This window comes from Halalkalibacter sp. HAAS-P013 (assembly GCF_056619925.1).
Genome location: NZ_JBWQTU010000013.1, coordinates 54701 through 76563 on the forward strand (window position 1 = coordinate 54701; position 21863 = coordinate 76563).

At 37.0% G+C, this 21863-nt stretch carries 21 protein-coding genes and 2 tRNA genes; 22 read left to right on the forward strand and 1 reads right to left on the reverse strand.

The window, feature by feature from the left end:
• The first annotated feature begins 110 nt into the window (after positions 1-110).
• From bcd to AC1FXP_RS17365, 20 genes are all read left to right on the forward strand, one after another.
• Positions 111-1214: a branched-chain amino acid dehydrogenase gene (gene bcd, locus AC1FXP_RS17270; RefSeq protein WP_480063237.1), complete on the forward strand. Its 1104-nt coding sequence runs from the start codon at positions 111-113 to the stop codon at positions 1212-1214.
• Positions 1215-1295: 81 nt separating this feature from the next.
• Positions 1296-2717, forward strand: a complete 1422-nt coding sequence (lpdA, locus tag AC1FXP_RS17275) for a dihydrolipoyl dehydrogenase (RefSeq protein ID WP_480063238.1) — start codon at positions 1296-1298, stop codon at positions 2715-2717.
• Between the two features lie 19 nt (positions 2718-2736).
• Positions 2737-3732: a thiamine pyrophosphate-dependent dehydrogenase E1 component subunit alpha gene (locus AC1FXP_RS17280; protein ID WP_480063239.1), complete on the forward strand. Its 996-nt coding sequence runs from the start codon at positions 2737-2739 to the stop codon at positions 3730-3732.
• A 15-nt stretch (positions 3733-3747) separates the two neighbouring features.
• Positions 3748-4731, forward strand: coding sequence for an alpha-ketoacid dehydrogenase subunit beta (locus AC1FXP_RS17285; protein ID WP_480063240.1), 984 nt, complete (start codon positions 3748-3750; stop codon positions 4729-4731).
• Between the two features lie 18 nt (positions 4732-4749).
• Entirely contained in the window at positions 4750-6021 is a 1272-nt protein-coding gene (locus AC1FXP_RS17290; RefSeq protein WP_480063241.1) for a dihydrolipoamide acetyltransferase family protein, read from the forward strand.
• A gap of 376 nt (positions 6022-6397) precedes the next feature.
• Positions 6398-6877, forward strand: a complete 480-nt coding sequence (locus AC1FXP_RS17295) for a hypothetical protein (protein ID WP_480063242.1) — start codon at positions 6398-6400, stop codon at positions 6875-6877.
• Positions 6878-7014: 137 nt separating this feature from the next.
• Complete coding sequence (locus AC1FXP_RS17300; protein WP_480063243.1) at positions 7015-8142, forward strand: metal ABC transporter solute-binding protein, Zn/Mn family; 1128 nt, start codon at positions 7015-7017, stop codon at positions 8140-8142.
• Positions 8143-8263: 121 nt separating this feature from the next.
• Positions 8264-8692, forward strand: a complete 429-nt coding sequence (locus tag AC1FXP_RS17305; RefSeq protein WP_332632296.1) for a BrxA/BrxB family bacilliredoxin — start codon at positions 8264-8266, stop codon at positions 8690-8692.
• A gap of 132 nt (positions 8693-8824) precedes the next feature.
• Positions 8825-9187: a hypothetical protein gene (locus AC1FXP_RS17310; protein ID WP_034630371.1), complete on the forward strand. Its 363-nt coding sequence runs from the start codon at positions 8825-8827 to the stop codon at positions 9185-9187.
• 77 nt (positions 9188-9264) lie between these two features.
• A tRNA-Arg gene (locus AC1FXP_RS17315) sits at positions 9265-9339 on the forward strand.
• Positions 9340-9400: 61 nt separating this feature from the next.
• Positions 9401-9473 (forward strand) — tRNA-Val (locus tag AC1FXP_RS17320).
• Positions 9474-10147: 674 nt separating this feature from the next.
• On the forward strand, positions 10148-11098 hold the full coding sequence (locus AC1FXP_RS17325) for a sugar-binding transcriptional regulator (RefSeq protein ID WP_480063244.1): 951 nt from the start codon (positions 10148-10150) through the stop codon (positions 11096-11098).
• 84 nt (positions 11099-11182) lie between these two features.
• Positions 11183-11626, forward strand: coding sequence for a transcriptional regulator GutM (locus AC1FXP_RS17330; protein WP_480063245.1), 444 nt, complete (start codon positions 11183-11185; stop codon positions 11624-11626).
• A 1-nt stretch (position 11627) separates the two neighbouring features.
• Positions 11628-12173 carry a PTS glucitol/sorbitol transporter subunit IIC gene (gene srlA, locus AC1FXP_RS17335; protein WP_480063246.1) on the forward strand — a complete coding sequence of 182 codons (546 nt, stop codon included), beginning with the start codon at positions 11628-11630 and terminating at the stop codon, positions 12171-12173.
• An 11-nt stretch (positions 12174-12184) separates the two neighbouring features.
• Positions 12185-13213, forward strand: a complete 1029-nt coding sequence (gene srlE / locus AC1FXP_RS17340) for a PTS glucitol/sorbitol transporter subunit IIB (protein ID WP_480063247.1) — start codon at positions 12185-12187, stop codon at positions 13211-13213.
• A gap of 56 nt (positions 13214-13269) precedes the next feature.
• Positions 13270-13632 carry a PTS glucitol/sorbitol transporter subunit IIA gene (locus tag AC1FXP_RS17345; protein WP_480063248.1) on the forward strand — a complete coding sequence of 121 codons (363 nt, stop codon included), beginning with the start codon at positions 13270-13272 and terminating at the stop codon, positions 13630-13632.
• A 22-nt stretch (positions 13633-13654) separates the two neighbouring features.
• Positions 13655-14437 carry a sorbitol-6-phosphate dehydrogenase gene (gene srlD, locus AC1FXP_RS17350; RefSeq protein WP_480063249.1) on the forward strand — a complete coding sequence of 261 codons (783 nt, stop codon included), beginning with the start codon at positions 13655-13657 and terminating at the stop codon, positions 14435-14437.
• Between the two features lie 74 nt (positions 14438-14511).
• Complete coding sequence (locus AC1FXP_RS17355; protein WP_480063250.1) at positions 14512-15177, forward strand: transaldolase family protein; 666 nt, start codon at positions 14512-14514, stop codon at positions 15175-15177.
• Between the two features lie 460 nt (positions 15178-15637).
• Positions 15638-17233, forward strand: coding sequence for a spore germination protein (locus AC1FXP_RS17360; RefSeq protein WP_480063251.1), 1596 nt, complete (start codon positions 15638-15640; stop codon positions 17231-17233).
• Positions 17230-18381: a Ger(x)C family spore germination protein gene (locus AC1FXP_RS17365; RefSeq protein WP_332634232.1), complete on the forward strand. Its 1152-nt coding sequence runs from the start codon at positions 17230-17232 to the stop codon at positions 18379-18381. Before AC1FXP_RS17360 ends, AC1FXP_RS17365 begins: the two co-directional genes overlap by 4 nt.
• 283 nt (positions 18382-18664) lie before the next feature.
• On the opposite strand, the gene AC1FXP_RS17370 is transcribed toward AC1FXP_RS17365, so the two are convergent.
• Positions 18665-19777, reverse strand: a complete 1113-nt coding sequence (locus tag AC1FXP_RS17370) for a GerAB/ArcD/ProY family transporter (protein WP_480063252.1) — start codon at positions 19775-19777, stop codon at positions 18665-18667.
• Positions 19778-20162: 385 nt separating this feature from the next.
• Between AC1FXP_RS17370 and AC1FXP_RS17375 the strand changes: the two genes are divergently transcribed.
• Together AC1FXP_RS17375 and srlA (AC1FXP_RS17380) are read left to right on the forward strand one after the other, a co-directional pair.
• Positions 20163-21116, forward strand: coding sequence for a sugar-binding transcriptional regulator (locus AC1FXP_RS17375; protein WP_480063253.1), 954 nt, complete (start codon positions 20163-20165; stop codon positions 21114-21116).
• Between the two features lie 189 nt (positions 21117-21305).
• The gene (gene srlA / locus AC1FXP_RS17380) at positions 21306-21851 is read left to right on the forward strand and encodes a PTS glucitol/sorbitol transporter subunit IIC (RefSeq protein ID WP_480063254.1); all 546 of its coding nucleotides are present in this window, start codon (positions 21306-21308) and stop codon (positions 21849-21851) included.
• Positions 21852-21863: the final 12 nt, after the last annotated feature.

The window sequence follows — 21863 nt, forward strand, 5'->3', positions numbered from 1 at the left end:
TTGTGAAGACTATAAAGGGATGGATAAAAATTCTTTTTGTGGCACGGTTTTTGCAAAGGATAAGGTAGGAGTCATCTTTTTGAAGGTGACGTATTTAAGGAGGCTACATCATGGAATTATTCTCTTATATGGAAAGTTACGACTATGAACAAGTCGTTGTGTGCCAAGACAAATTATCTGGATTAAAAGCAATTATTGCAATTCATGATACAACACTCGGTCCTGCTCTTGGTGGAACGAGGATGTGGATGTATGAGACAGAAGCAGATGCGTTTGAAGATGCACTGCGTTTAGCAAAAGGCATGACGTATAAAAACGCAGCAGCCGGATTAAATCTTGGCGGGGGAAAAACCGTTATTATTGGTGACCCTAGAAAAGATAAGAATGAAGAAATGTTTCGTGCATTCGGTCGGTACATTCAAGGTTTAAATGGCCGCTACATTACAGCCGAAGATGTAGGAACAACCGTACAAGATATGGATACAATCTATGAAGAAACAGATTATGTAACAGGGATCTCTCCTGCTTTCGGTTCATCAGGAAATCCATCGCCAGTAACGGCGTATGGAGTGTATGTCGGTATGAAAGCAGCTGCTAAAGAAGCATTTGGTACAGATGATTTAGCAGGAAAAAAAATTGCTGTACAAGGGGTCGGAAATGTTGCTTATAACTTGTGTAAACATCTGCATGAGGAAGGTGCTTCATTAATTGTAACGGATATTAATAAAGATTCTGTTCAAAGAGCAGTTACAGATTTTAACGCAAAAGCAGTTGATGTAAATGACATTTATAGTGTCGATTGTAATATTTTTGCCCCGTGTGCACTAGGTGCCATTATTAATGATCTCACTATTCCACAATTAAAAGCGAAGGTCATTGCAGGAGCAGCAAACAACCAGTTAAAAGAAGAACGTCATGGGAGCCTTATTCACGAAATGGGCATTGTGTATGCACCAGACTACGTGATTAACGCAGGTGGTGTTATTAATGTTGCGGATGAATTAAATGGGTATAACAGTGAACGGGCGTTGAAGAAAGTAGAAGGAATCTATCAAAATATTGAGAAAGTATTTGATATATCAAAGCGTGATCAAATTCCAACATTCAAGGCGGCAGACCGTATGGCTGAAGAACGAATTGATAGAATGAGAAGATCTAGACGTCAATTCTTGCAAAACGGACAGCATATTTTATCACGCCGACGCAACATGTGAGCACTTATTCAGGATTAGGGCAGTTTTCCTTTTTATGTTTATTCAAGCGGAAACTTTTTTAGGAGCTAGGAGGAACGTTACATGGCTGAAGAATACGATCTTGTCATTTTGGGGGCCGGTACCGGTGGGTATGTTGCTGCGATTCGAGCGGCACAGCACGGGCTTAAAGTGGCAGTGGTTGAAAAAGAAAAACTTGGCGGAACTTGTTTGCATAAAGGATGCATTCCAAGTAAGGCATTACTTCGGAGTGCAGAAGTATTTGCAACTTCAAAGCGTTCAGAAGAATTTGGTGTCATTACAAGCGAAGTAAGTCTTGACTTTAAAAAAGTGCAAGCACGAAAAGATTCAATTGTCGATCAGTTGCATCGTGGGGTCCAGCATCTATTAAAGAAAGGAAAAATTGATGTTTACGAAGGAACAGGAAGGATCCTTGGACCATCCATTTTTTCCCCTACTCCAGGTACGATTTCTGTAGAACGTTCAGATGGTGAAGAAAATACGATGCTCCTACCCCAGTATGTTCTTATTGCAACAGGTTCTTCCCCTCGGGAATTACCGGGACTTGCAGCAGATGGCAAATATATTCTTACTTCAGATCATGCTCTAACGCTTGAGGTTTTGCCAAAGTCAATCATCATCGTGGGTGGGGGAGTCATTGGGATTGAATGGGCCTCGATGCTGAATGATTTTGGTGTTGAAGTCACGATTATTGAGTATAGTGAGCAGATTCTCCCGACGGAAGATACAGCAATTGCAAAAGAAGCGTCAAGAATTTTAATGAACAAGGGCATCAAGATTGTAACAGGTGCTAAAGTGCTACCTGAAACTTTGGAAAAAGGGCAAGGGGTAACCATTCAAGCCGAAATGAAGGGACAACTAGAAATGTATCACGCAGATCAATTGCTTCTTTCTGTAGGCCGAAGTGCGAATGTAGCTGATATAGGCCTAGAAAACACTGATATTCAGGTGGAAGACGGTTTGATTGTTGTGAATGAATTTAATCAAACGAAAGAATCGCACATGTATGCAATCGGAGATGTGATTGGTGGTTTGCAGCTAGCGCATGTTGCCTCACATGAAGGGATTGTTGCTGTCGATCATATTGCAGGTAAGAAGCCCAATCCGATCAACTATGACACGGTTGCAAAATGCATTTACAGCAATCCTGAAATGGCAAGTGTTGGATTAACAGAAAAGCAAGCAATAGACCAAGGCTTTCGAGTAAAAGTGGGCACATTTCCGTTTAAAGCGATAGGGAAAGCACTAGTATATGGTGAAACAGACGGTTTTGTTAAAGTGATAGCAAATGAAGACAATCAGGATGTACTAGGAGTTCACATGATCGGTCCGCATGTAACAGACTTGATTTCTGAAGCTGCTTTGGCCAAAGTTCTAGATGCTGCTCACTTTGAAGTCGCAGAGATGATTCACCCACATCCAACATTATCTGAAGTTATAGGTGAGGCAGCTCTTGCTGTAGATGGTCTAGCTATTCATTCATAATACTGAGGGAGGAAGAAAGATGACTGGAAATCGACATCATGCATTAGGTCTATCCGACGAAACGGTGCTTGAAATGTATAAAACGATGCTACTCGCTCGAAAGATTGATGAGCGTATGTGGCTCTTAAATCGTGCAGGGAAAATTCCTTTTGTTGTTTCGTGTCAAGGGCAAGAGGCGGCTCAAGTAGGGGCAGCATTTGCACTAGATACTAGTAAGGATTATATCTTGCCTTATTATCGGGACATGGGAGTGGTCTTAACATTTGGGATGACCGCACGTGATCTTATGTTATCTGGATTTGCAAAAGCAGAGGATCCAAACTCTGGAGGAAGGCAAATGCCAGGGCATTTCGGACAAAAGAAAAACCGAATTGTGACAGGATCATCACCTGTAACGACGCAAGTTCCGCATGCAGTCGGAATCGCATTGGGCGGCAGGATGGAAGGGAAGGACTTTGTTGCTTTCACAACTTTTGGAGAAGGTTCCTCAAACCAAGGGGATTTTCATGAAGGGGCGAATTTCGCTGGAGTTCATAAACTCCCGGTTATCTTCATGTGTGAAAATAATAAATATGCGATCTCTGTCCCTATTGAAAAGCAATTAGCGTGTAAAAATGTATCTGATCGAGCTATTGGATATGGGATGCCTGGAGTAACGGTTGATGGCAACGATCCTCTAGCAGTATATGAAGCAGTAAAAGCAGCGGCAGACCGTGCTAGAAAAGGTGAAGGACCATCTCTTATTGAAACGGTATCGTACCGTTTAACTCCTCATTCAAGTGATGACGATGATCGGGCTTATCGCTCGCGTGAGGAAGTAGAAGAGGCAAAGAAATTAGATGCAATTTTTACATTTGCAGACTATTTAAAAGGTTTAGGAATTTTAACAGATGACATTTCGTCAAGAATTGAAAAAGAGATGGCTAATATTATCGATGAAGCTACTGAATATGCAGAGCAAGCACCATATGCAGATCCAGAAAGTGCAATGTTATATACGTACGCAGAAGAATAGAAAGGGGGAAGTAAGATGGCTGTTATTTCATATATAGAAGCTGTAACACAGGCAATGAGAGAAGAGATGGAACGGGACGAAAAAGTATTTGTACTTGGTGAAGACGTTGGGGCAAGAGGCGGTGTTTTCCGAGCTACGAATGGTTTATATGAACAATTTGGTGAGCAGCGAGTTATTGATACGCCTCTAGCTGAATCGGCTATCGCTGGTGTCGGAATTGGGGCAGCAATGTATGGGATGAAGCCAATTGCGGAAATGCAATTTGCAGATTTTATCATGCCAGCGGTGAACCAAATTATTTCGGAAGCAGCAAAAATTCGTTACCGCTCTAACAATGATTGGAGCTGCCCAATTACGATACGAGCTCCATATGGCGGCGGAGTTCATGGGGCTCTCTATCATTCGCAATCAGTTGAAGCAATCTTTGCAAGTGTACCAGGATTAAAGATTGTGATGCCTTCCACGCCTTATGATGTAAAAGGCCTCCTCAAAGCAGCTATTCGCGATCCTGATCCGGTTCTATTCTTTGAGCATAAACGGGCATACCGATTGATAAAAGGTGAGGTACCTGACGAGGATTACACCTTGCCTATTGGTAAAGCTGATGTGAAACGTGAAGGTGATGATATTACTGTCATTACGTATGGTTTATCCGTTCATTTTGCTTTGCAAGCAGCTGATCGCCTGGAAAAAGAAGGGATCGGGGCACATATTCTCGATTTACGTACAGTGTATCCGTTAGATAAGGAAGCTATTATTGAGGCAGCGAGTAAAACTGGCAAAGTGCTACTCGTAACCGAGGATAACAAAGAAGGCAGCATTATGGGAGAAGTGGCAGCAATCATTGCTGAGCATTGTTTATTTGATCTAGATGCACCGATTAAACGATTGGCTGGACCAGATGTACCAGCGATGCCTTATGCACCGACAATGGAAAAGTACTTTATGATTAACCCAGAGAAGGTTGAAAAAGCGATGCGCGAGCTAGCTGAATTTTAATCGCTAGGAGGGAATCGAATGGCGACAGAAATGACGATGCCCCAATTAGGGGAGAGTGTCACAGAAGGTACAATTAGCAAATGGCTTGTAGAACCAGGTCAATATGTTAATAAATACGAACCAATTGCAGAAGTAATGACAGATAAAGTAAATGCTGAAGTGCCATCTTCCTATTCAGGTACAATTAAAGAGCTGTGCGTACAAGAAGATGAGACAGTCGAAGTAGGGGTCGTTATATGTACGATTGAAGCTGAAGGAGAAAGTAATGGTGAGGCTGAATCGGCTAAGAAAGAAGATAGAGCTCCGAGCCCACCTATTGAAGTGCAATCCGATCAGTCGCAAAAACGTCGTTACTCCCCAGCTGTACTGCGTATGTCTCAAGAACATAATATTGACCTTGAACAAGTCACTGGTTCAGGTAAGGGTGGTCGAATAACACGCAAGGATATTCAACTTATTATTGATGGTGGTATAGAGCAAAAAGCGAAAACTATTGCTGAACCTGTTACCTCAGTTGCTAATAAGCCAAAAAATAAACCTGCAACGCCACAAGAGTCTACCGCTGTCATTACATCATATGGAGACCTAGAAATTCCTGTGTCAGGTGTGCGAAAAGCAATTGCTGCAAATATGGTGAAAAGTAAGCATGAAGCACCGCATGCATGGATGACGGTTGAAGTTGATGTGACCAAACTTGTGCAATATCGAAATCAAGTCAAAGAAGGCTTTAAAGAAAAAGAAGGCTTTAACTTAACCTTCCTGCCATTCTTTATTAAAGCGACTGTTGAAGCGTTAAAGGAATTTCCACAGTTAAATTCAATGTGGGCAGAGGAAAAGATTATCCAGAAGAAAGATATCAATATCTCGCTTGCGGTTGCAACAGACGATGCTTTATTTGTCCCTGTTATTAAACATGCAGATGAGAAAACGATCAAAGGACTTGGCCGAGAAGTTCATGAGTTAGCTGGGAAAGTACGTTCAGGAAAACTTAGTGGGGCGGATATGCAAGGTGGTACTTTCACAGTAAACAACACTGGTTCTTTTGGTTCGATCCTCTCGACACCGATCATTAATCATCCGCAAGCCGCAATCCTTTCGATCGAATCAATTGTGAAGCGACCAGTTGTCATTGAAAGCGATGCAGGGGATATGATTGCCATCCGTAGTATGGTTAATCTCTGTCTTTCTCTTGACCATCGTGTGTTAGATGGACTTGTTTGTGGACGTTTCTTAGCAAGAGTAAAAGAAATACTTGAAAATATGACTGCTGAGACAACATCTATTTATTAAAGAGCAAGCTCAAAAAGACGCTTTTCCTTTTTGAGCTTGCTCGAAGCGATGAGCGGAGCCGCCGTAATGTTTTAAGGGATTGTCTCAAAGGTCTGTTTTTGACCTTTGAGACAACCCCGAAGCAATGAGTGGAGTCGCTACATCTTTTAAAAGCCTTGAGAGGAGTGGGTTTCTCCTCTCAAGACGCGTAGCGAACGGAGCCATTGCCTCCTCTGTTCCGGACTTTTGGGACAGCCCCACACGGCAAGATAAGCCATCGCCACATGCTACATCAAAGCTGTTAAGAGAAGTTTTTCTTAACAGCTTTTTATTGTTTACATGAAATAGGGGAACCTGGTTATTCTAAAAGTAACAGAAAGGAAAGGGTGACCAATTCATGAAACGTTTTCACCAGTTGTTTATTCTTGCGCAAATTGTCTTGCTAGCATCTATTGCTGTTACATCATTGGCACCTGTTAAAGCAGAAGTACCAAATGAAGAGCCAGAGCAGGAATGCTGCGGGCATGAACAACAAGAAATTAATAAGGAGTTAAAAGTTCATCTCGATTTTTACTATGAGTTGCTAGCTGAAAAATACGCTCCAGACGAAATAGAAAAGTGGAAAGAAATCCGCTCAGAACGAGATTTACTTCAGAAAAAATTAAAAGAAGCTAAGCAAAAAGGTGAATTGGAGAATGGCGGGGCCATTGATAATGAATGGATTGAACAGCATAAAGAAATTACAACTGCTTTTAATGCAGCAATCGAGAAGCGAGATGAAGAACAACTTCGTAAGTTACTTCCACAACTTTTTGACCATTATAAAAAATTAAATGATGTATATAAGAAACGTTTAGATGTAGTTAACAGAACATAACGTTTAAAGGCTTATCTTCAACATAGATTTGGTTGAAAATAAGCCTTTTTGTTTAGGAATTTATATTTACAAATCGTAAAGCTTACGATATAATCTGTAACTGTGATTAAACGTAATCGTTACGAAAGGGGATTGTTATGAAGAAACTATCAAGCTTGTTTGCATCTGTCCTTATTGCTTCTTCATTTCTAGCGGCATGTGGCGGCGGAAACGAACAAGCAGAAGAGCAAGAGCAACCAACAACTGAAGAACCAATTGAAGAAGTAGAGGCATTGGAATTATTTACTACTATTTTTCCACTCGAAGATTTTGCTACTAAAATCGGAGGAGAATTTGTAAATGTGACAAATGTCGTTCCTGTCGGTGCAGATGCACACACATTTGAGCCAACAGCTCGTGAGATGATCAGTGTAGCTGAGGGAGATGCATTCATTTACAATGGTGCAGGTTTAGAAGGATTTGTTGATGCTTTGATTGAAACTCTCGAAGGTGAAGAGGTTGCGATCGTAAAAGCTTCGGAAGGAATAGACTTCATCGACTATGATCACGATCATGACCACGGTCATGAAGATGACCACGATCACGCACATGATGATCACGGCCATGAAGATGACCATGACCACGATCACGCACACGATGATCATGCACATGAAGAGGAAGATGATCACGGCCATGAACATGATGACCATGCACATGAAGAGGATGACCACGATCATGCACATGATGATCACGCACACGATCATGACGAGGATCCGCATGTATGGTTAGATCCAATTTTATCTATTACGCTTGCGGAAAACATTAAAAATGCACTTGTTGAATTAATGCCTGAACAAGAAGAAGTATTTAATGCAAACTTTGAAGAAGTAAAGGCTGAGCTAGAAGCAATTGATGCAGAGTTCCAAGCTATGGTTGAAGCTGCAGATAAAGATACGTTCCTAGTTTCACATGCTGGATATGGATATTGGGAAGAACGTTATGGCGTTAAACAAATTGGGATTTCTGGTATTTCACCAACAAATGAACCATCACAACGTCAATTACAAGATATTATCGAATTGGCAAATGAGTACGGGTTACAGTATGTATTATTTGAGCAAAATATTCCAACAAAAGTAGCCGAAGTTGTGAAAGATGAAGTAGGAGCAGAGGCTCTATACCTTCATAACTTAGAAGCGCTTATTGAAGAAGACGTTGAAAATGATGAAGACTATTTCAGTCTTATGAGAAGAAATATTGAAGTTTTAGAAACAGCGCTTCAATAAAAGCAACGAGGAAGATCAGGTAATATGCTGATCTTTCTCTTTTTTACGTGCAAAAGAATTGGTTTTATTAATCGAAAGGGTTACAATAAAAGTAACATATGTTTAAGAGGTGAAGAGTACAATGCAATTTAATTTCTATATGAATGATGTCGTGAAAATTGCTCGCCAAGAAATGGTTGAAGCAGGTTATGAGCAATTACAAACACCGGAAGAAGTCGATGAAGTATTAAAGAAAGAAGGAACAACTCTCGTAATGATTAATTCTGTTTGCGGATGTGCTGGTGGAATCGCTCGTCCAGCTGCAGCTTACATGAAAAATTACGAAACAAAGCCAGACCGCTTCGTTACAGTATTTGCTGGACAAGACAAAGAAGCGACAGCAAAAGCAAGAGAATATTTCACTGGCTACGCTCCATCATCCCCTTCATTTGCATTATTAAAAGACGGGGAAATCAAAACAATGGTAGAGCGCTTTGAAATTGAGGGACACGAACCAATTCAAGTCGTTCAAAAGCTTGAAAAAGCATTCGACGACTATTGTAAGGAATAAAAATCACTTACCTTGGAAAGAGCTTACAGGTAGAGTCCTTTAAGCTCTTTTCTTTATGGATGATGATTTATAAGAAACGAAAAATAATTTATGCTATAATGACTTATAAGTTAAATAAGGAGAGTGCAATAAATGCAAGCTTTGTATGATCAAATTCAAGTGTACTTAAATATGGACGAAGAAATCTCTTTTAAAGAGTTCAGCGGATTTTACCGTAAAGTTCTAGCAGAATTAGGTGAAGTTCATGAAACTTTAGATGAAGAAATGGTTTGGAAAAGCTTATTCATCGTTGAGAACGTCATGTCTAACGCAGAAGGCCGTGCTAAGCAAGGGAAAGGCTCTGAATCAAAAAAATATGCGAAAATGGCTCAACGTCTAGAATTATGGGCAAAAAACCTTGCTGCACGTTTAGGCGAGGCTGGCTATACAGAAGAAGACATTAGCGAACGTTTCAACAAAATGCTTGAAGAAGGTACACCTACGGAAGCAAAATAAGCAATAACTCAAGAGAGAGTTTATCTTGACAATAAGTCTCTCTTGGGTTATATTAGAATATGTCGCTTGTGATATGTGCGCCTATGGTGAAAGGGATATCATTCAAGATTCCGGTTCTTGCGTTGTAGGTTCGAGTCCTACTAGGCGCGCCAAAATAGTATTGACAACTTCCTAGTAATTAAGTATATTAATAGATGTCGATATAATTTACTTGATCCGTTAGCTCAGCTGGGAGAGCGCCACCTTGACAGGGTGGAGGTCACTGGTTCGAACCCAGTACGGGTCATTTACTTAAAAGTCAGCAATGACGCGTGTTCTCAGAATCTGAGGGGCGCGTTTTTTTGTGTTTGAAGAAGAGAGAAGTGGCTTTTGATAACATCTACGGAGAGGCTGTATTTAAAATCAGCTTAAAAACATTCAGAACTTCAAACTAGAAACTCCATAAGATATTTAAGCTTCAAATTATTAAATACTGATCTATTTATTAGGTGAGGTAGGAAGAATTTAATAAACAACTACATCATAATTACGAACACCAATTATCAATTGCATAGTTCGCCATTCAATATAGGATTATATATTATTGAAAGTTTTTTTGTTAAGCCTCTTTTTAAGACCTGAGTTGTTAGCATATTAGCATAAACGAAAGTCCCTCAAAAGACAAAAGTAGTTGCCCTTCAGCGAATAAAAATAATAAAGATTGCCATGTATATTAAGCTGGCAATCTTTTTTGTGTTTACCCAACCATTAAAATTTATACATTACCTTGTCTGGTTATTATCTTGTTTTAATAATAACTTGGCTGATACGTTTTTTGGATTGTGTTAAAGAAGGATAAACTAAAAAATGTATTGACTCAATTATGAGATGAGTCTATACTAAACACAAGGACAAATGATCACCACTTGCTCAAATGAGCAAATGCTTAAAAGATATTAATCGTTAGAATGGGGGATGAAGTTGTCTAACTGGGAAGAAAAACGTTTACTTGTCAAAGTTGCACAAATGTATTATGAAGCAGATATGACTCAAAATGAAATAGCAAAAGACCTTGGGATATATCGTACGACAATTGGAAGAATGTTAAAAAAAGCAAGAAAAGAAGGTATAGTACAAATTCATATAGATAGCACTTCTTATGAAACATTCGAGTTAGAGACTAAACTACAACAAGCTTTTCAACTAAAAGATGTTATAGTTGTTCCATCTAATAATGAGGACACAGAGGAAAAAAGGCTTGCGAACTTGGGGCTTGCTACATTGGATTTGTTAAATCGAATAATTAAGGACGACGATACAATTGGTTTTGCGTGGGGAAGAACCATGGGAAGTATGATTGATCAACCAGTGGAATACAAGGCGAGAAGGGCTGATTTTGTACCTTTAGTTGGAGGGCCAGGAACATTAGATAGTAAATATCATGTTAACACAATTGTTTATAACGTCGCTAAAACGTTCGGTGGCTCATCTCATTTTATCGATGCTGCTGCTGTTGTAGAAAAGAAAGAAACAAAAAAAGATATTGTTAATTCCAATTATTTTAGGAAGATTTTAGACATGTGGAATAATATTTCTATTGCAGTCGTTGGTATTGGTGCTCCGTTAGCGTCATCGAACATGATTTGGACTGGATTTTATGGAGATACAGAAATAGAGGAGCTTAATAATCTGAATGTAGTAGGAGATATTTGTTCTAGATTTTATGATATTAATGGTCAAGTTATTGAGTCCGAGGTTGCTGAAAGAACTGTAGCGATTGAGTTAGATAGATTGGCAGAACTTGAATACTCAATTGGAGTTGCTGAATCAGAAAATAAAATCCCATCCATTTTAGGAGCTTTAAGAGGAAAATACATTAATGTCCTTATTACAAATGAAAGTACAGCAGAACAGCTTTTAAAGCAAGATTAGTTTTTTTAGGAACTTAATGAAAACGCAACCATTAAAGGGGATATTTACCATTATATGTAGCTTGTTGAAGGAGGCTAAATTAATATGTTTATTTATTTAATTATATTAGTGGCTGCAGCTTGGCTTGTTCAGAGCTTTTTAGGCTTTTTTCAAATTAAAAATTTCAATAAACATTACGCTTTGTTAAGACAAAAAGGGAGAGTAGCAATTGGAAGAAGAAGAGGGTTCTTCAAAGCAGGTACAGTATTACTGATTGCTATTAATAAGGGAAATAAGATTTTAGAAGTAAGAAAAATGCAAGGGGTTACAGTATTTTCGCGGGTGAAACCGATGAAAGGTTTAGATGGCAAAGACTTGCTGAAACTTACAAAGCAAGACTTGCACATATATGACAAACTAACAGTTGCTGCAATTCAGGATGCTGTTGCTAATGTCAAGATTATTTCTAAAGGAGGTGAGATTCCAATTCAAAAAAGCTTGTTTGAACGTCTAGTACAAAAACTAACATTAAAAAAAGAGGTGAATTAATATGGAATACATCACTATGATAGCTGATGGATTTATGAATTTGTTTGAAAGAGGTGGCGAGGTATTTGTCGATCTTGTCACAGGCATTGTTCCTTTATTAATTTGTTTACTAGTTGCGATGAATGCAGTTGTTCGCTTAGTAGGAACTGATAGAGTAGAACGATTAGCTTCAAAGTCGGGAAAAAATGTATTTGCTAGATATCTCATTTTACCAGTATTCGGTACATTTTTCTTTGCGAATCCTATGACACTTTCATTAGGACGATTTTTACCAGAGAAACACAAACCAGGTTATTACTCAGCTGCATCGTTTTCTTGTCACACACACAATGGATTATTTCCACATGTAAACCCAGGAGAGCTATTTGTCTTTTTAGGAATTGCGGCAGGGATTACTACGTTAGGACTTCCAATTGGTGAGTTAGCTGTGATGTACTTTTTAGTAGGTGTAGTTACCAACTTTATGCGTGGTGTAGTAACAGACTGGACAGTGGCGTACGTATCAAAACAACAAAAAGTTCAACTGAAGAGCACAGTTGATTTATAGGGGTGAGCAGAATGTCAAATTACAATTCAGCAATTGTTCATGCAGGTCCTGGTGGTTTCGGTGGACCATTAAATATTATTGTAAATGAAAAGAAAAACAAAGTTGTCTATATTACTGGTGGAAATCAACCAGATATTGCGAAAAAGCTTGCAGATTTAACAGGAGCAGAACTAGTTGATGGCTTTAAAACGAAGGTGCCAGATGAAGAAATGGCTTGTGTGATTATTGATTGTGGTGGGACATTACGTTGTGGCATTTATCCACAAAAAAGAATTCCAACCATCAATATTATGCCAACTGGTCAAAGTGGACCGTTAGCTAAATTTATAACAGAAGATATCTATGTTTCAGGAGTTAAGGTTAACAATATTGAAGCAGCAAATGAAGAAGTAGCAGCTAGTGCAGAAAAAAAGAGCGCTTCTGTCGGCGAAACAGAAACGCAAGAAAATAAAAATAAACAATTCAAGTATAGCACAGACAAAAAAATTAGTGAACAGCAGAAGCCGAAAGGCCTTATGGTTAAGGTAGGAATGGGAATAGGTAACTTTACTAGTACACTATTCCAAGCGGGGCGTGACACGATTGATACCGTATTAAAAACGATCCTCCCATTTATGGCGTTTGTGGCCATGCTTATCGGGGTAATCTTAGAATCTGGTATTGGGGATGTATTTGCAAATTTCCTATCACCATATGCGGGTTCGTTACCGGGGTTACTACTAATTTCATTAGTTTGTTCATTTCCCCTTTTATCACCGTTTTTAGGGCCAGGAGCAGTTATTGCGCAGGTGGTCGGTGTGTTAATTGGTACGGAAATTGGACAAGGGAATATCCCGCCACAACTTGCTTTACCAGCGTTATTTGCGATCAACTCACAAGCAGCAGCTGATTTTATTCCTGTAGGTTTAGGGTTAGCGGAAGCGGAACCAGAGACGGTTGAAGTAGGGGTGCCAGCTGTATTATATTCGAGGTTTTTGACCGGAGCACCAACTGTTTTTGTAGCATGGCTGGCTAGTTTTGCAATCTATACGGATTTTTAAAAACAATAAGTGCATATTACTAAAAGAGAAATATATCTAATAAGCAGGTGGATGAAATGAGTAAAGTTTATTTTACAAATGTAACAAGCATTGGGCCTATGGCAGCAACTTTTTATGAAGATAAGATGATCATTTTATTTAAAAATGATGCACCAGATGAACTAAAAGAGTTTTGTATTGTCCATGAGAAAAATGAATTAAATGGAGAAATAATGGTTGGAGATATCTTTAAAATCGGTGAAACAGAATACGAAGTGACTGCTGTTGGTAGTGCAGTTAATCAAAATCTAGCTAATCTTGGACATATTACTATTAGGTTTAACGGAAGTTCAGAAGCGGATTTACCAGGGACCCTTTGCCTAGAAGATAAAGAGATTAAAGAAATTACTGAGGGAGAAACATTAGAGATCATTCGATAAAAGATATAGGAGTGGAGAAACCATGAGCGGATTACAAAAAGTAGCAATCGTAGCAGGCGGTGGACAAAACTTAGGGGAAGCACTGTCACATCGATTGGCTGAGGACGGTTATAATGTTGTGGTAGCTGACCTAAATGAAGAGAACGCCAAAAGTGTAGCGTCGAAAATAGCATTAGAGTATCATATTAAGGCGATTGGTATTAAAACCGATTTAACAAATGAAGCAGAAGTAGCAGCTATGGTCGAAGAAACTGTTTCTAACTTCGGACAAGTTGATTTACTAGTTTACAATGCAGGTTATGCGAAAAGTTCAAAGATAACTGAATTTGACTTAAGTGCATGGGAAACATCTATGGCTGTCAACTTAACAGGGTATTTCTTATGTGCTCGTGAAGCATCAAAGGTGATGATCGATCAAGGATACGGAAACATCATTCAAATCAACTCAAAGTCAGGTAAAGTAGGCAGTAAGCATAATTCGGGGTATTCTGCCTCTAAATTTGGAGGAGTAGGTTTAACTCAAAGTCTAGCATTAGATCTTGCAGAACATAACATTCGTGTGAATTCTATTATGCCAGGGAATCTATTAAACTCACCTATGTTCCAAAGTTTAATTCCTCAATACGCGAAAAAGCTTGGAGTTTCAGAGAGTGAAGTCAAACAAATCTATATTGATAAAGTACCGCTAAAACGCGGTTGTGAGTATGATGACATTGCCAATGCTGTCCTGTTCTATGCTTCAGATAAAGCAGCTTATTGTACTGGGCAATCAATTAACGTTACTGGTGGGCAAGTAATGTTTTAATAATTTGAAAGTCATTATGTGTAAAACATAATGACTTTCTTCCATATCTATTAATTCAAAGAGAGGTGTTTAGAATGAGAGTACTAATTGATTCGGCAAATATTAATGATATCAAGAAATTAATAGACTGCTACCAAATTGAGGGGGTTACTACTAATCCGACAATTTTAGCAGTGGAGGATGCAGATTATTGGGACCAACTAAAAAAAATACGTAATTTACTTGGTCGTGAAAAAATGTTTTTTATTCAAACACTTGCAGAAGACGCAGAAGGAATAGTAGAGGAAGCATTAAAAATCACTTCGGAAATTGATGAAGATGTTTATATTAAAGTACCTGTCATAGACGAAGGCTATAAAGCATTAAAGGAGTTAAATCGTTTAGGAGTAAAAACATTAGCTACAGCTATTTTTACATCACAACAAGCTTTAATGGCTGCAAAATGTGGTGCAGATTTTGTTGCTCCCTATGTGAACCGTATTGATAATATTTCAGGCGACGGGATCAATGTTGTTTCTGAGATTTTAAGATTATTTACTGTCTATCAATTACAAACTGAGGTGATTGCAGCAAGCTTTAAAAATGTTAATCAAGTACACAAGTGCAGTTTGGAAGGAGCTCATGCAATTACGGCTAGTCCAGATATAATTATTAATTTACATTCTCACCCATCTACCCAAATTAGTGTAAAGAAATTTACCAATGATTGGTATGGAAAGTTTGCGACAAGTAATATATAAGTAATATCAAGAAGATGAGTAGGTATAAGAATTATCTCTTTTCTTGGTGGACAAAATTTAATATTTAGACCTGCTGATAAAAGGACCGTATATTTTTTCAGCGTACACGTCTTTATTTTGTAAGGCGTGTTTTTTCTATTTGGAAATAAAGTAGCTGTGGTCTTAGTTACACTATCCTATATTTATTCTGTTTTTAAGAAGTTGAAATGAATCTTCATTTAGGAATTCGGAATGATGTAACGACTTGTTTCCACATGTTTTCGAAAGTCTTCTCTTAAATTAGATAGTGTTTCTTAGGAAGGTTACTAAGAATAATCTCAATTTTTTTAAGTGCAAATGCAAATTGGGTCCTTGTATGATTCTTTAGGTAGGCTTTCTGAAATTTACTCAGGTAGAAAAGAATTTTATTTTTTTTTTGTTTGATAATAAGGGTAACTTATTTATTAAAGGGTGTACTAGAATGTTTCATAAATTGAGAAAACAAAAAAAACTCTTTAAATTAATTAGCGAGAAAAGTAAAGCTAACGATGAAAGTTACTCGGAACCAATTCAGGTTAATTTAGAATCTAATTTAAATTATCTTAATCAAGTGTTAGGAGACAGTGAGGATTTTGTAACTAGGGAGTTTGAGACATATATAAATAAACCAATAAAAGTATTTATATGTTTTATAAGTGACCTTATAGATACTAATCAAGTTAATCAATATATTACTAAACCATTAATGGAACCAAATTTCTTAAACAATTATGAAGACTGTTCAATTCAAAGTGCTCCTGAAATAATTAAAAGTAAAATTTTAACTGTCAATAGTTTGCATGAGTTAAGCTCGATGGATGCAGTACTGGAGGCTATTCTATCAGGTCAAACAGCTTTGTTTATTGATGGATATGACACCGTTTTCTCTATCGATACACAAGGTTTTGCATCAAGGGCTGTAGACGAACCTCAAACGGAAACAGTTGTAAGAGGCCCTAGAGAGGGGTTTACTGAAGATATAGAAGTAAATACAGCATTAATAAGAAAAAAAATTATTAACCCTAAGCTTACCTTTGAAAAAATAAAGCTAGGTCAAAAAACAAATACAGCTGTTAAAATTGCTTATATAAAAGGAATTGTTAATCAAGAAATAATTAAAGAAGTGAAGCAAAGACTTAATGAAATAAAAATAGATGCAATCTTGGAGTCGGGATATATAGAGCAATTAATTGAAGATAGGCCTTTTTCAATTTTTCCTTTAGTTGGAAATACTGAAAAACCAGATATTGTTGCAGCTAAACTATTTGAAGGTAGAGTTGCTATATTATGTAATGGTACGCCCTTTGTTTTAACTGTACCATTATTATTTTTAGAAAGCCTTCAAGCTAGTGAGGATTACTATTCTAGACCTTATTTGTCATCATTCATAAGAGTTTATAGATTATTATCTTTATTACTAACTGTTGCTTTACCAGGAGTATATGTAGCACTTTCAAGCTATCATCAGGAAATGGTTCCAACGGTATTGCTGACGTCTATTGCGGCCTCAGAAGAACAAGTTCCATTTTCTACATTCGTTGAGGCACTACTAATGATAATCATTTTTACAGTGCTAAGGGAAACAGGAACAAGGATGCCAAAGGCTGTAGGTGGAGCAGTAACGATTGTAGGGGGATTAATATTGGGAGAAGCTGCTGTACAAGCTGGACTTGTGAGCTATCCTATGATTATTGTTGTAGCAGTTACAGGAATTACAGGTTTTTTAGTGTCAGCTTTAACAGATCCAATTCATATTGCCCGTTTAGGGCTGCTTGTTATGGCAGGTGTAATGGGACTATATGGGGTTGTACTTGGAGGTCTTCTCTTGCTTATTCATATGTGCTCACTGCGTTCTTTTGGCACGCCTTATTTAGAACCTTTTGCACCAACAATAATGAATGAACTAAAAGACTCTCTCATTCGCGTACCATTCTCGTTTATGAAAAGAAGGCCAGCTCCCATCAGCAAGCGTAAGTCAATTAGACAACAATTACCAGCACCTATTTTAAATCCTAGCAAAGATGGTGATGAAAGTTGAAGAATTATTTTTATGTGTTTCTACTTTCTATTTTGTCATTATCAGGGTGCTGGGATAGCAAAGAGTTAAATGAGATAGGAATTGTTACAGGAATTGCGATTGATAGAGACCAAAAGACTGAGGAAATTATTTTAACACAGCAAACTTTAAATCCTGCTACATTAAATATTGCAATAGGAGCTCCAGGACCTAATGTGAAAAATCATGAGTCGAGAGGAAATACAATTTTTGAAGCCGTTAGAGATGGGACACAAGATTTTGATCGGAAGAAGTTTTTTAATCATAATAAAATAATCATCATAAATGAAAAAGTAGCAAGAGAAGGGGTTTTATCAATATTAGATGTTTTTATTAGAGATCATGAAGGACGCGGCCTTACGTTACTTAGTATAGCAAGAGGAGTAGAGGCGAGAGAACTTTTAGCTGAAGAGCCTCAAGGAATTGGAAGATATCAAGCAATTCATCTAGAAGAAATGATGGAGAATTATCGATATAATCAAAAGTCAAGCAAAGTAAATATAATCAATTTTTTTGAAAAAGAGTTAGAAGAAGGAATTAATCCTGTAATGGGTGTTTTAGAAAAGGAAGAAACGAACGCAAAACTAACAGGAATCGCAATCTTTAAAAAAGATAAATTGATTGGGTATTTAGATGAAATAGAAACAAGAGGATATAATTGGGTAATTGGGGAAATTCACAATGCCGCGATAACAATGCCATCGTTAAAAAATGAAAACGAATTAGTACTTTTAGAAACACTTGGGGGTGACTCAAGAATAATCCCCAATATAGCAGGGAACGAAATATCATTTACAATTGAAAGTCGTATAGAAGTATCATTAGCTGAACAGCAAAGTAAGGAAGAATATGACCCTTATGAAAATCTAGAATATTTAAAGCAGGTAGAAAACAAAACGAAAAAGGTAATCGAAAAAGAGATGAAAATGGCAATTGAAAAAGTACAAAAGGAATATCAAGCTGATATTTTTGGTTTTGGCAGACAATTATTCAAAGAAAATCCAAGCAAATGGAAAGAAGTAAAAGAGAATTGGGATGAAATCTTTTCGAATGCAGCATATACAATAAAAATTGATGTAGATATCAAGCATACTGGTTTAATTCAAGGATCATTTAGTTCAGAGGAATGATGAATAAGGCTTTAACCTAGCAGGATTTCGTTTATGTAAAGGGATAGGTCTTATGATCGATTATAATTATAAAAATAGTACGCCTTAAATAAGGACACTTTTTCTTGTGTCCCTTTCTTTAAATTAACTCTAAATTTTTTAATGGGTGGTCTTACTGATTTTTATAACGCAGCCAGGTAATGGCCGACAATAATAAGCTTAAAAGTAAAAAAAGTGTTGGCAAAGCATAAGGATATTCAATATTAGTTTGTGATTCCCAAGAAAATAATAAATTCTTCACTTTCTAAAACTCCTCCTTTTTGAAAGTGTCTTTTGATAATAGTTTCCTTATTATTGAGGCTATTAATATAATACTCGGAAAGACCAATAGTAAAGGTATCCATAAATTATAAGGGAAAATATTTGTTCCTACATATATATGTTCTGATGCATTAGTAGCCATATTTAACCCTAAATATACTCCAATTAATGCCACTGCCATAATAACAAAATGGTTATTACGTAAAAATAATAATTTTTGAATAGCATAAACAGCAACAAATGAATGGATGTATAGCTTTAAAATGGATGTAGTTGTAAACTGAAGAACACTTATTGCGTGTAGATTTTCAATGAATTGGCCGATGTTGATCTGCTGAATTAATACATACATTGGATACATGCTTTGTTGATACACGCCTTCTCCGAGCGTACTAATGGCTAATATGTTAAATGACATAATTAAGAACCCTGTTAAGAATGTAGCAATTAGGGTTGGCTTTATAATCATTCTTTCATTTCTAGTAAGTGTCCAAATCATTGCTAACTCCAGCGATTGGGCAAAAGATTGAGTAATGCCAAGTGGCCATACTTCTCCCCAAACCCTTCCCCAGCCGTTAGATAAAATAGGTCTTAAATTATCTATAGATAAAACGCCTGAACTAATGAGTAATATAACTTCTATTACAAAAAGGAACAAAATAACAGGTAATAACAATTCTGCGATTCGTCCTAAGATCTCAATTCCATAAAATAAACCTATAATAATAACAAACATCGTAAATCCAAGAAAAAATAAAGGAGGAGTATTTGGCAAGATTGTTGACGAGATAGCAAACTTTAAATCAGACAAAATTCGTCCGACATCGTAAATAGCTAAAAGAGGATAGAGCCATGCTATTGGAATCCCAATCCACGGACCTAAATGTGCTGGGAACCACTCAACAAGAGTTAATCCAGGATTCAGACGCATTATGACTGTATATAGGGCAATGATAATGGCCCCTAAAAATGTTGAAAGTAAAGTAACAAGCCAAGCATCTCTCCCGGCTCCAGCTACAAAACCAAAAACAATAGTTGTTCCAATTTGGTAAAAAGCCGTAATACAGAATAATTGATATAGAGAAATTTTCCCCATTTGAAATCTCCTAACATGAACTTTGAATAATTAGCTAGCAACGTTTTATGTGTTAAATCCGTTCATTACTTAGTATTCACCAAAAAAGTAATTTAAATGTTAGTTTATTTAGATTTTCGAGTATAGCAGGTAAATAATGAAGTCTAGATATTAAATAGAAATAATATAAAAACGAGCGATATCCCATTTTTAAAAAAATTTGCTGATTTTGTTTTTGAATTAATATAATCAACTAATTTAAGGAATTCTTATAAAAAGGGTTAAAATGTGTTGACTCAATTATCAGATGAGTCTATACTAAACTAAAGCTCATATGATAACGGTTTGCTCATTTGAGCAGATGGATTCAAGTCTCATAATAGTAAAAGGTTAAACTGGAGGTTTCATGATGCCTAACTGGGAGGAAAGAAGGTTACTTGTCAAAGTTGCACAAATGTATTACGAAGATGACATGACTCAAAATGAAATTGCTAAGGAAGTAGGGATTTATCGAACAACAATTGGAAGAATGCTTAAAAAAGCAAGAAAAGAAGGTATTGTTCAAATTCATATAGATAGCACATCTTATGAAACGTTTGAGTTAGAGACAACACTCCAAAAAACTTTTCTGCTTAAGGATGTAATTGTTGTTCCTGACATGGATAATGAATCAGATGAAAAAAGAAGATCAGATTTAGGTCTTGCTACATTAGAACTATTAAATCGAATTATTAAAGAAGACGACACGATTGGTTTTACGTGGGGTCGAACTATGGGAAGTATGATTGATAGACCTGTGGATTATAAGCCTAGAAAGGCAGATTTTGTACCGCTAGTTGGGGGACCAGGTACTTTAGACAGTAAATATCATGTAAATACGATTATATATAACGTTGCAAAAGCTTTTGGTGCTACATCTCATTTTATTGATGCTGCTGCTGTGGTAGAAAAGAAAGAAACCAAAAAAGATATCATTAACTCTAATTATTTTAAAAAAATATTGGATATGTGGAACAACATTAATATCGCAGTATTAGGGATTGGTGCGCCACTTGCTTCATCAAATATGATTTGGACAGGGTTTTACGGAGATAAAGAAATCGATGAACTCAATAATTTAAATGCTGTTGGAGATATATGTTCAAGATTTTATGATATTAATGGAGTTCTTGTAGAGTCTGATGTGACTGAAAGAACTGTAGCTATTGAATTAGAACGATTAAAGGAGATTGAATATTCAATTGGAGTTGCTGAATCCGAAAATAAGGTGCCGTCTATTCTAGGAGCTTTAAGAGGTAAATATATCAATGTTCTTATTACAAATGAAAGTACTGCAAAGAGACTAATTGAGCAAATCTGATTCTTTTTTGCAAGATTAGAGAACGAATTGAATATTGAAAGCGACTTTTATTAAACAATTGATACAATCTGGAGTCTGTAGCGTGCTACTGTAAAGTTTATTCCAAGAGGAGGTGATGAACTAGTCGGAAAAATATTATGAACATTTAGTTCAATAAATATGATTTTAGAAAGGGGTGAATTAGCTAGTATGGAGTTTATCACTATGATAGCTGATGGATTTATGAATTTGTTTGAAAGAGGTGGCGAGGTATTTGTCGATCTTGTCACAGGCATTGTTCCTTTATTAATTTGTTTACTAGTTGCGATGAATGCAGTTGTTCGATTAGTAGGAACTGATAGAGTAGAACGATTAGCTTCAAAGTCGGGAAAAAATGTATTTGCTAGATATCTCATTTTACCAGTATTCGGTACATTTTTCTTTGCAAATCCTATGACACTTTCATTAGGACGATTTTTACCAGAGAAACACAAACCAGGTTATTATTCAGCTGCATCGTTTTCTACACATACACACAATGGCTTATTTCCACACGTGAACCCAGGAGAGTTATTTGTCTTTTTAGGAATTGCTCAAGGAATTACAACATTAGGTCTTCCAATTGGGGAGTTAGCTGTGATGTACTTTTTAGTAGGTATCGTTACTAACTTTATGCGTGGTGTAGTAACTGACTGGACAGTGGCGTATGTATCAAAACAACAAAAAGTTAAACTGAAGAGTACAGTTGATCTGTAAGGGGGGTGAGAA

Bases quoted from the DNA above. Each gene is read 5' to 3' on its own strand.
- bcd (WP_480063237.1), top strand. From the start codon at position 111: ATGGAATTATTCTCTTATATGGAAAGTTACGACTATGAACAAGTCGTT.
- lpdA (WP_480063238.1), top strand. From the start codon at position 1,296: ATGGCTGAAGAATACGATCTTGTCATTTTGGGGGCCGGTACCGGTGGG.
- AC1FXP_RS17280 (WP_480063239.1), top strand. From the start codon at position 2,737: ATGACTGGAAATCGACATCATGCATTAGGTCTATCCGACGAAACGGTG.
- AC1FXP_RS17285 (WP_480063240.1), top strand. From the start codon at position 3,748: ATGGCTGTTATTTCATATATAGAAGCTGTAACACAGGCAATGAGAGAA.
- AC1FXP_RS17290 (WP_480063241.1), top strand. From the start codon at position 4,750: ATGGCGACAGAAATGACGATGCCCCAATTAGGGGAGAGTGTCACAGAA.
- AC1FXP_RS17295 (WP_480063242.1), top strand. From the start codon at position 6,398: ATGAAACGTTTTCACCAGTTGTTTATTCTTGCGCAAATTGTCTTGCTA.
- AC1FXP_RS17300 (WP_480063243.1), top strand. From the start codon at position 7,015: ATGAAGAAACTATCAAGCTTGTTTGCATCTGTCCTTATTGCTTCTTCA.
- AC1FXP_RS17305 (WP_332632296.1), top strand. From the start codon at position 8,264: ATGCAATTTAATTTCTATATGAATGATGTCGTGAAAATTGCTCGCCAA.
- AC1FXP_RS17310 (WP_034630371.1), top strand. From the start codon at position 8,825: ATGCAAGCTTTGTATGATCAAATTCAAGTGTACTTAAATATGGACGAA.
- AC1FXP_RS17330 (WP_480063245.1), top strand. From the start codon at position 11,183: ATGTTTATTTATTTAATTATATTAGTGGCTGCAGCTTGGCTTGTTCAG.
- srlA (WP_480063246.1), top strand. From the start codon at position 11,628: ATGGAATACATCACTATGATAGCTGATGGATTTATGAATTTGTTTGAA.
- srlE (WP_480063247.1), top strand. From the start codon at position 12,185: ATGTCAAATTACAATTCAGCAATTGTTCATGCAGGTCCTGGTGGTTTC.
- AC1FXP_RS17345 (WP_480063248.1), top strand. From the start codon at position 13,270: ATGAGTAAAGTTTATTTTACAAATGTAACAAGCATTGGGCCTATGGCA.
- srlD (WP_480063249.1), top strand. From the start codon at position 13,655: ATGAGCGGATTACAAAAAGTAGCAATCGTAGCAGGCGGTGGACAAAAC.
- AC1FXP_RS17355 (WP_480063250.1), top strand. From the start codon at position 14,512: ATGAGAGTACTAATTGATTCGGCAAATATTAATGATATCAAGAAATTA.
- AC1FXP_RS17360 (WP_480063251.1), top strand. From the start codon at position 15,638: ATGTTTCATAAATTGAGAAAACAAAAAAAACTCTTTAAATTAATTAGC.
- AC1FXP_RS17370 (WP_480063252.1), bottom strand. From the start codon at position 19,777: ATGGGGAAAATTTCTCTATATCAATTATTCTGTATTACGGCTTTTTAC.
- AC1FXP_RS17375 (WP_480063253.1), top strand. From the start codon at position 20,163: ATGATGCCTAACTGGGAGGAAAGAAGGTTACTTGTCAAAGTTGCACAA.
- srlA (WP_480063254.1), top strand. From the start codon at position 21,306: ATGGAGTTTATCACTATGATAGCTGATGGATTTATGAATTTGTTTGAA.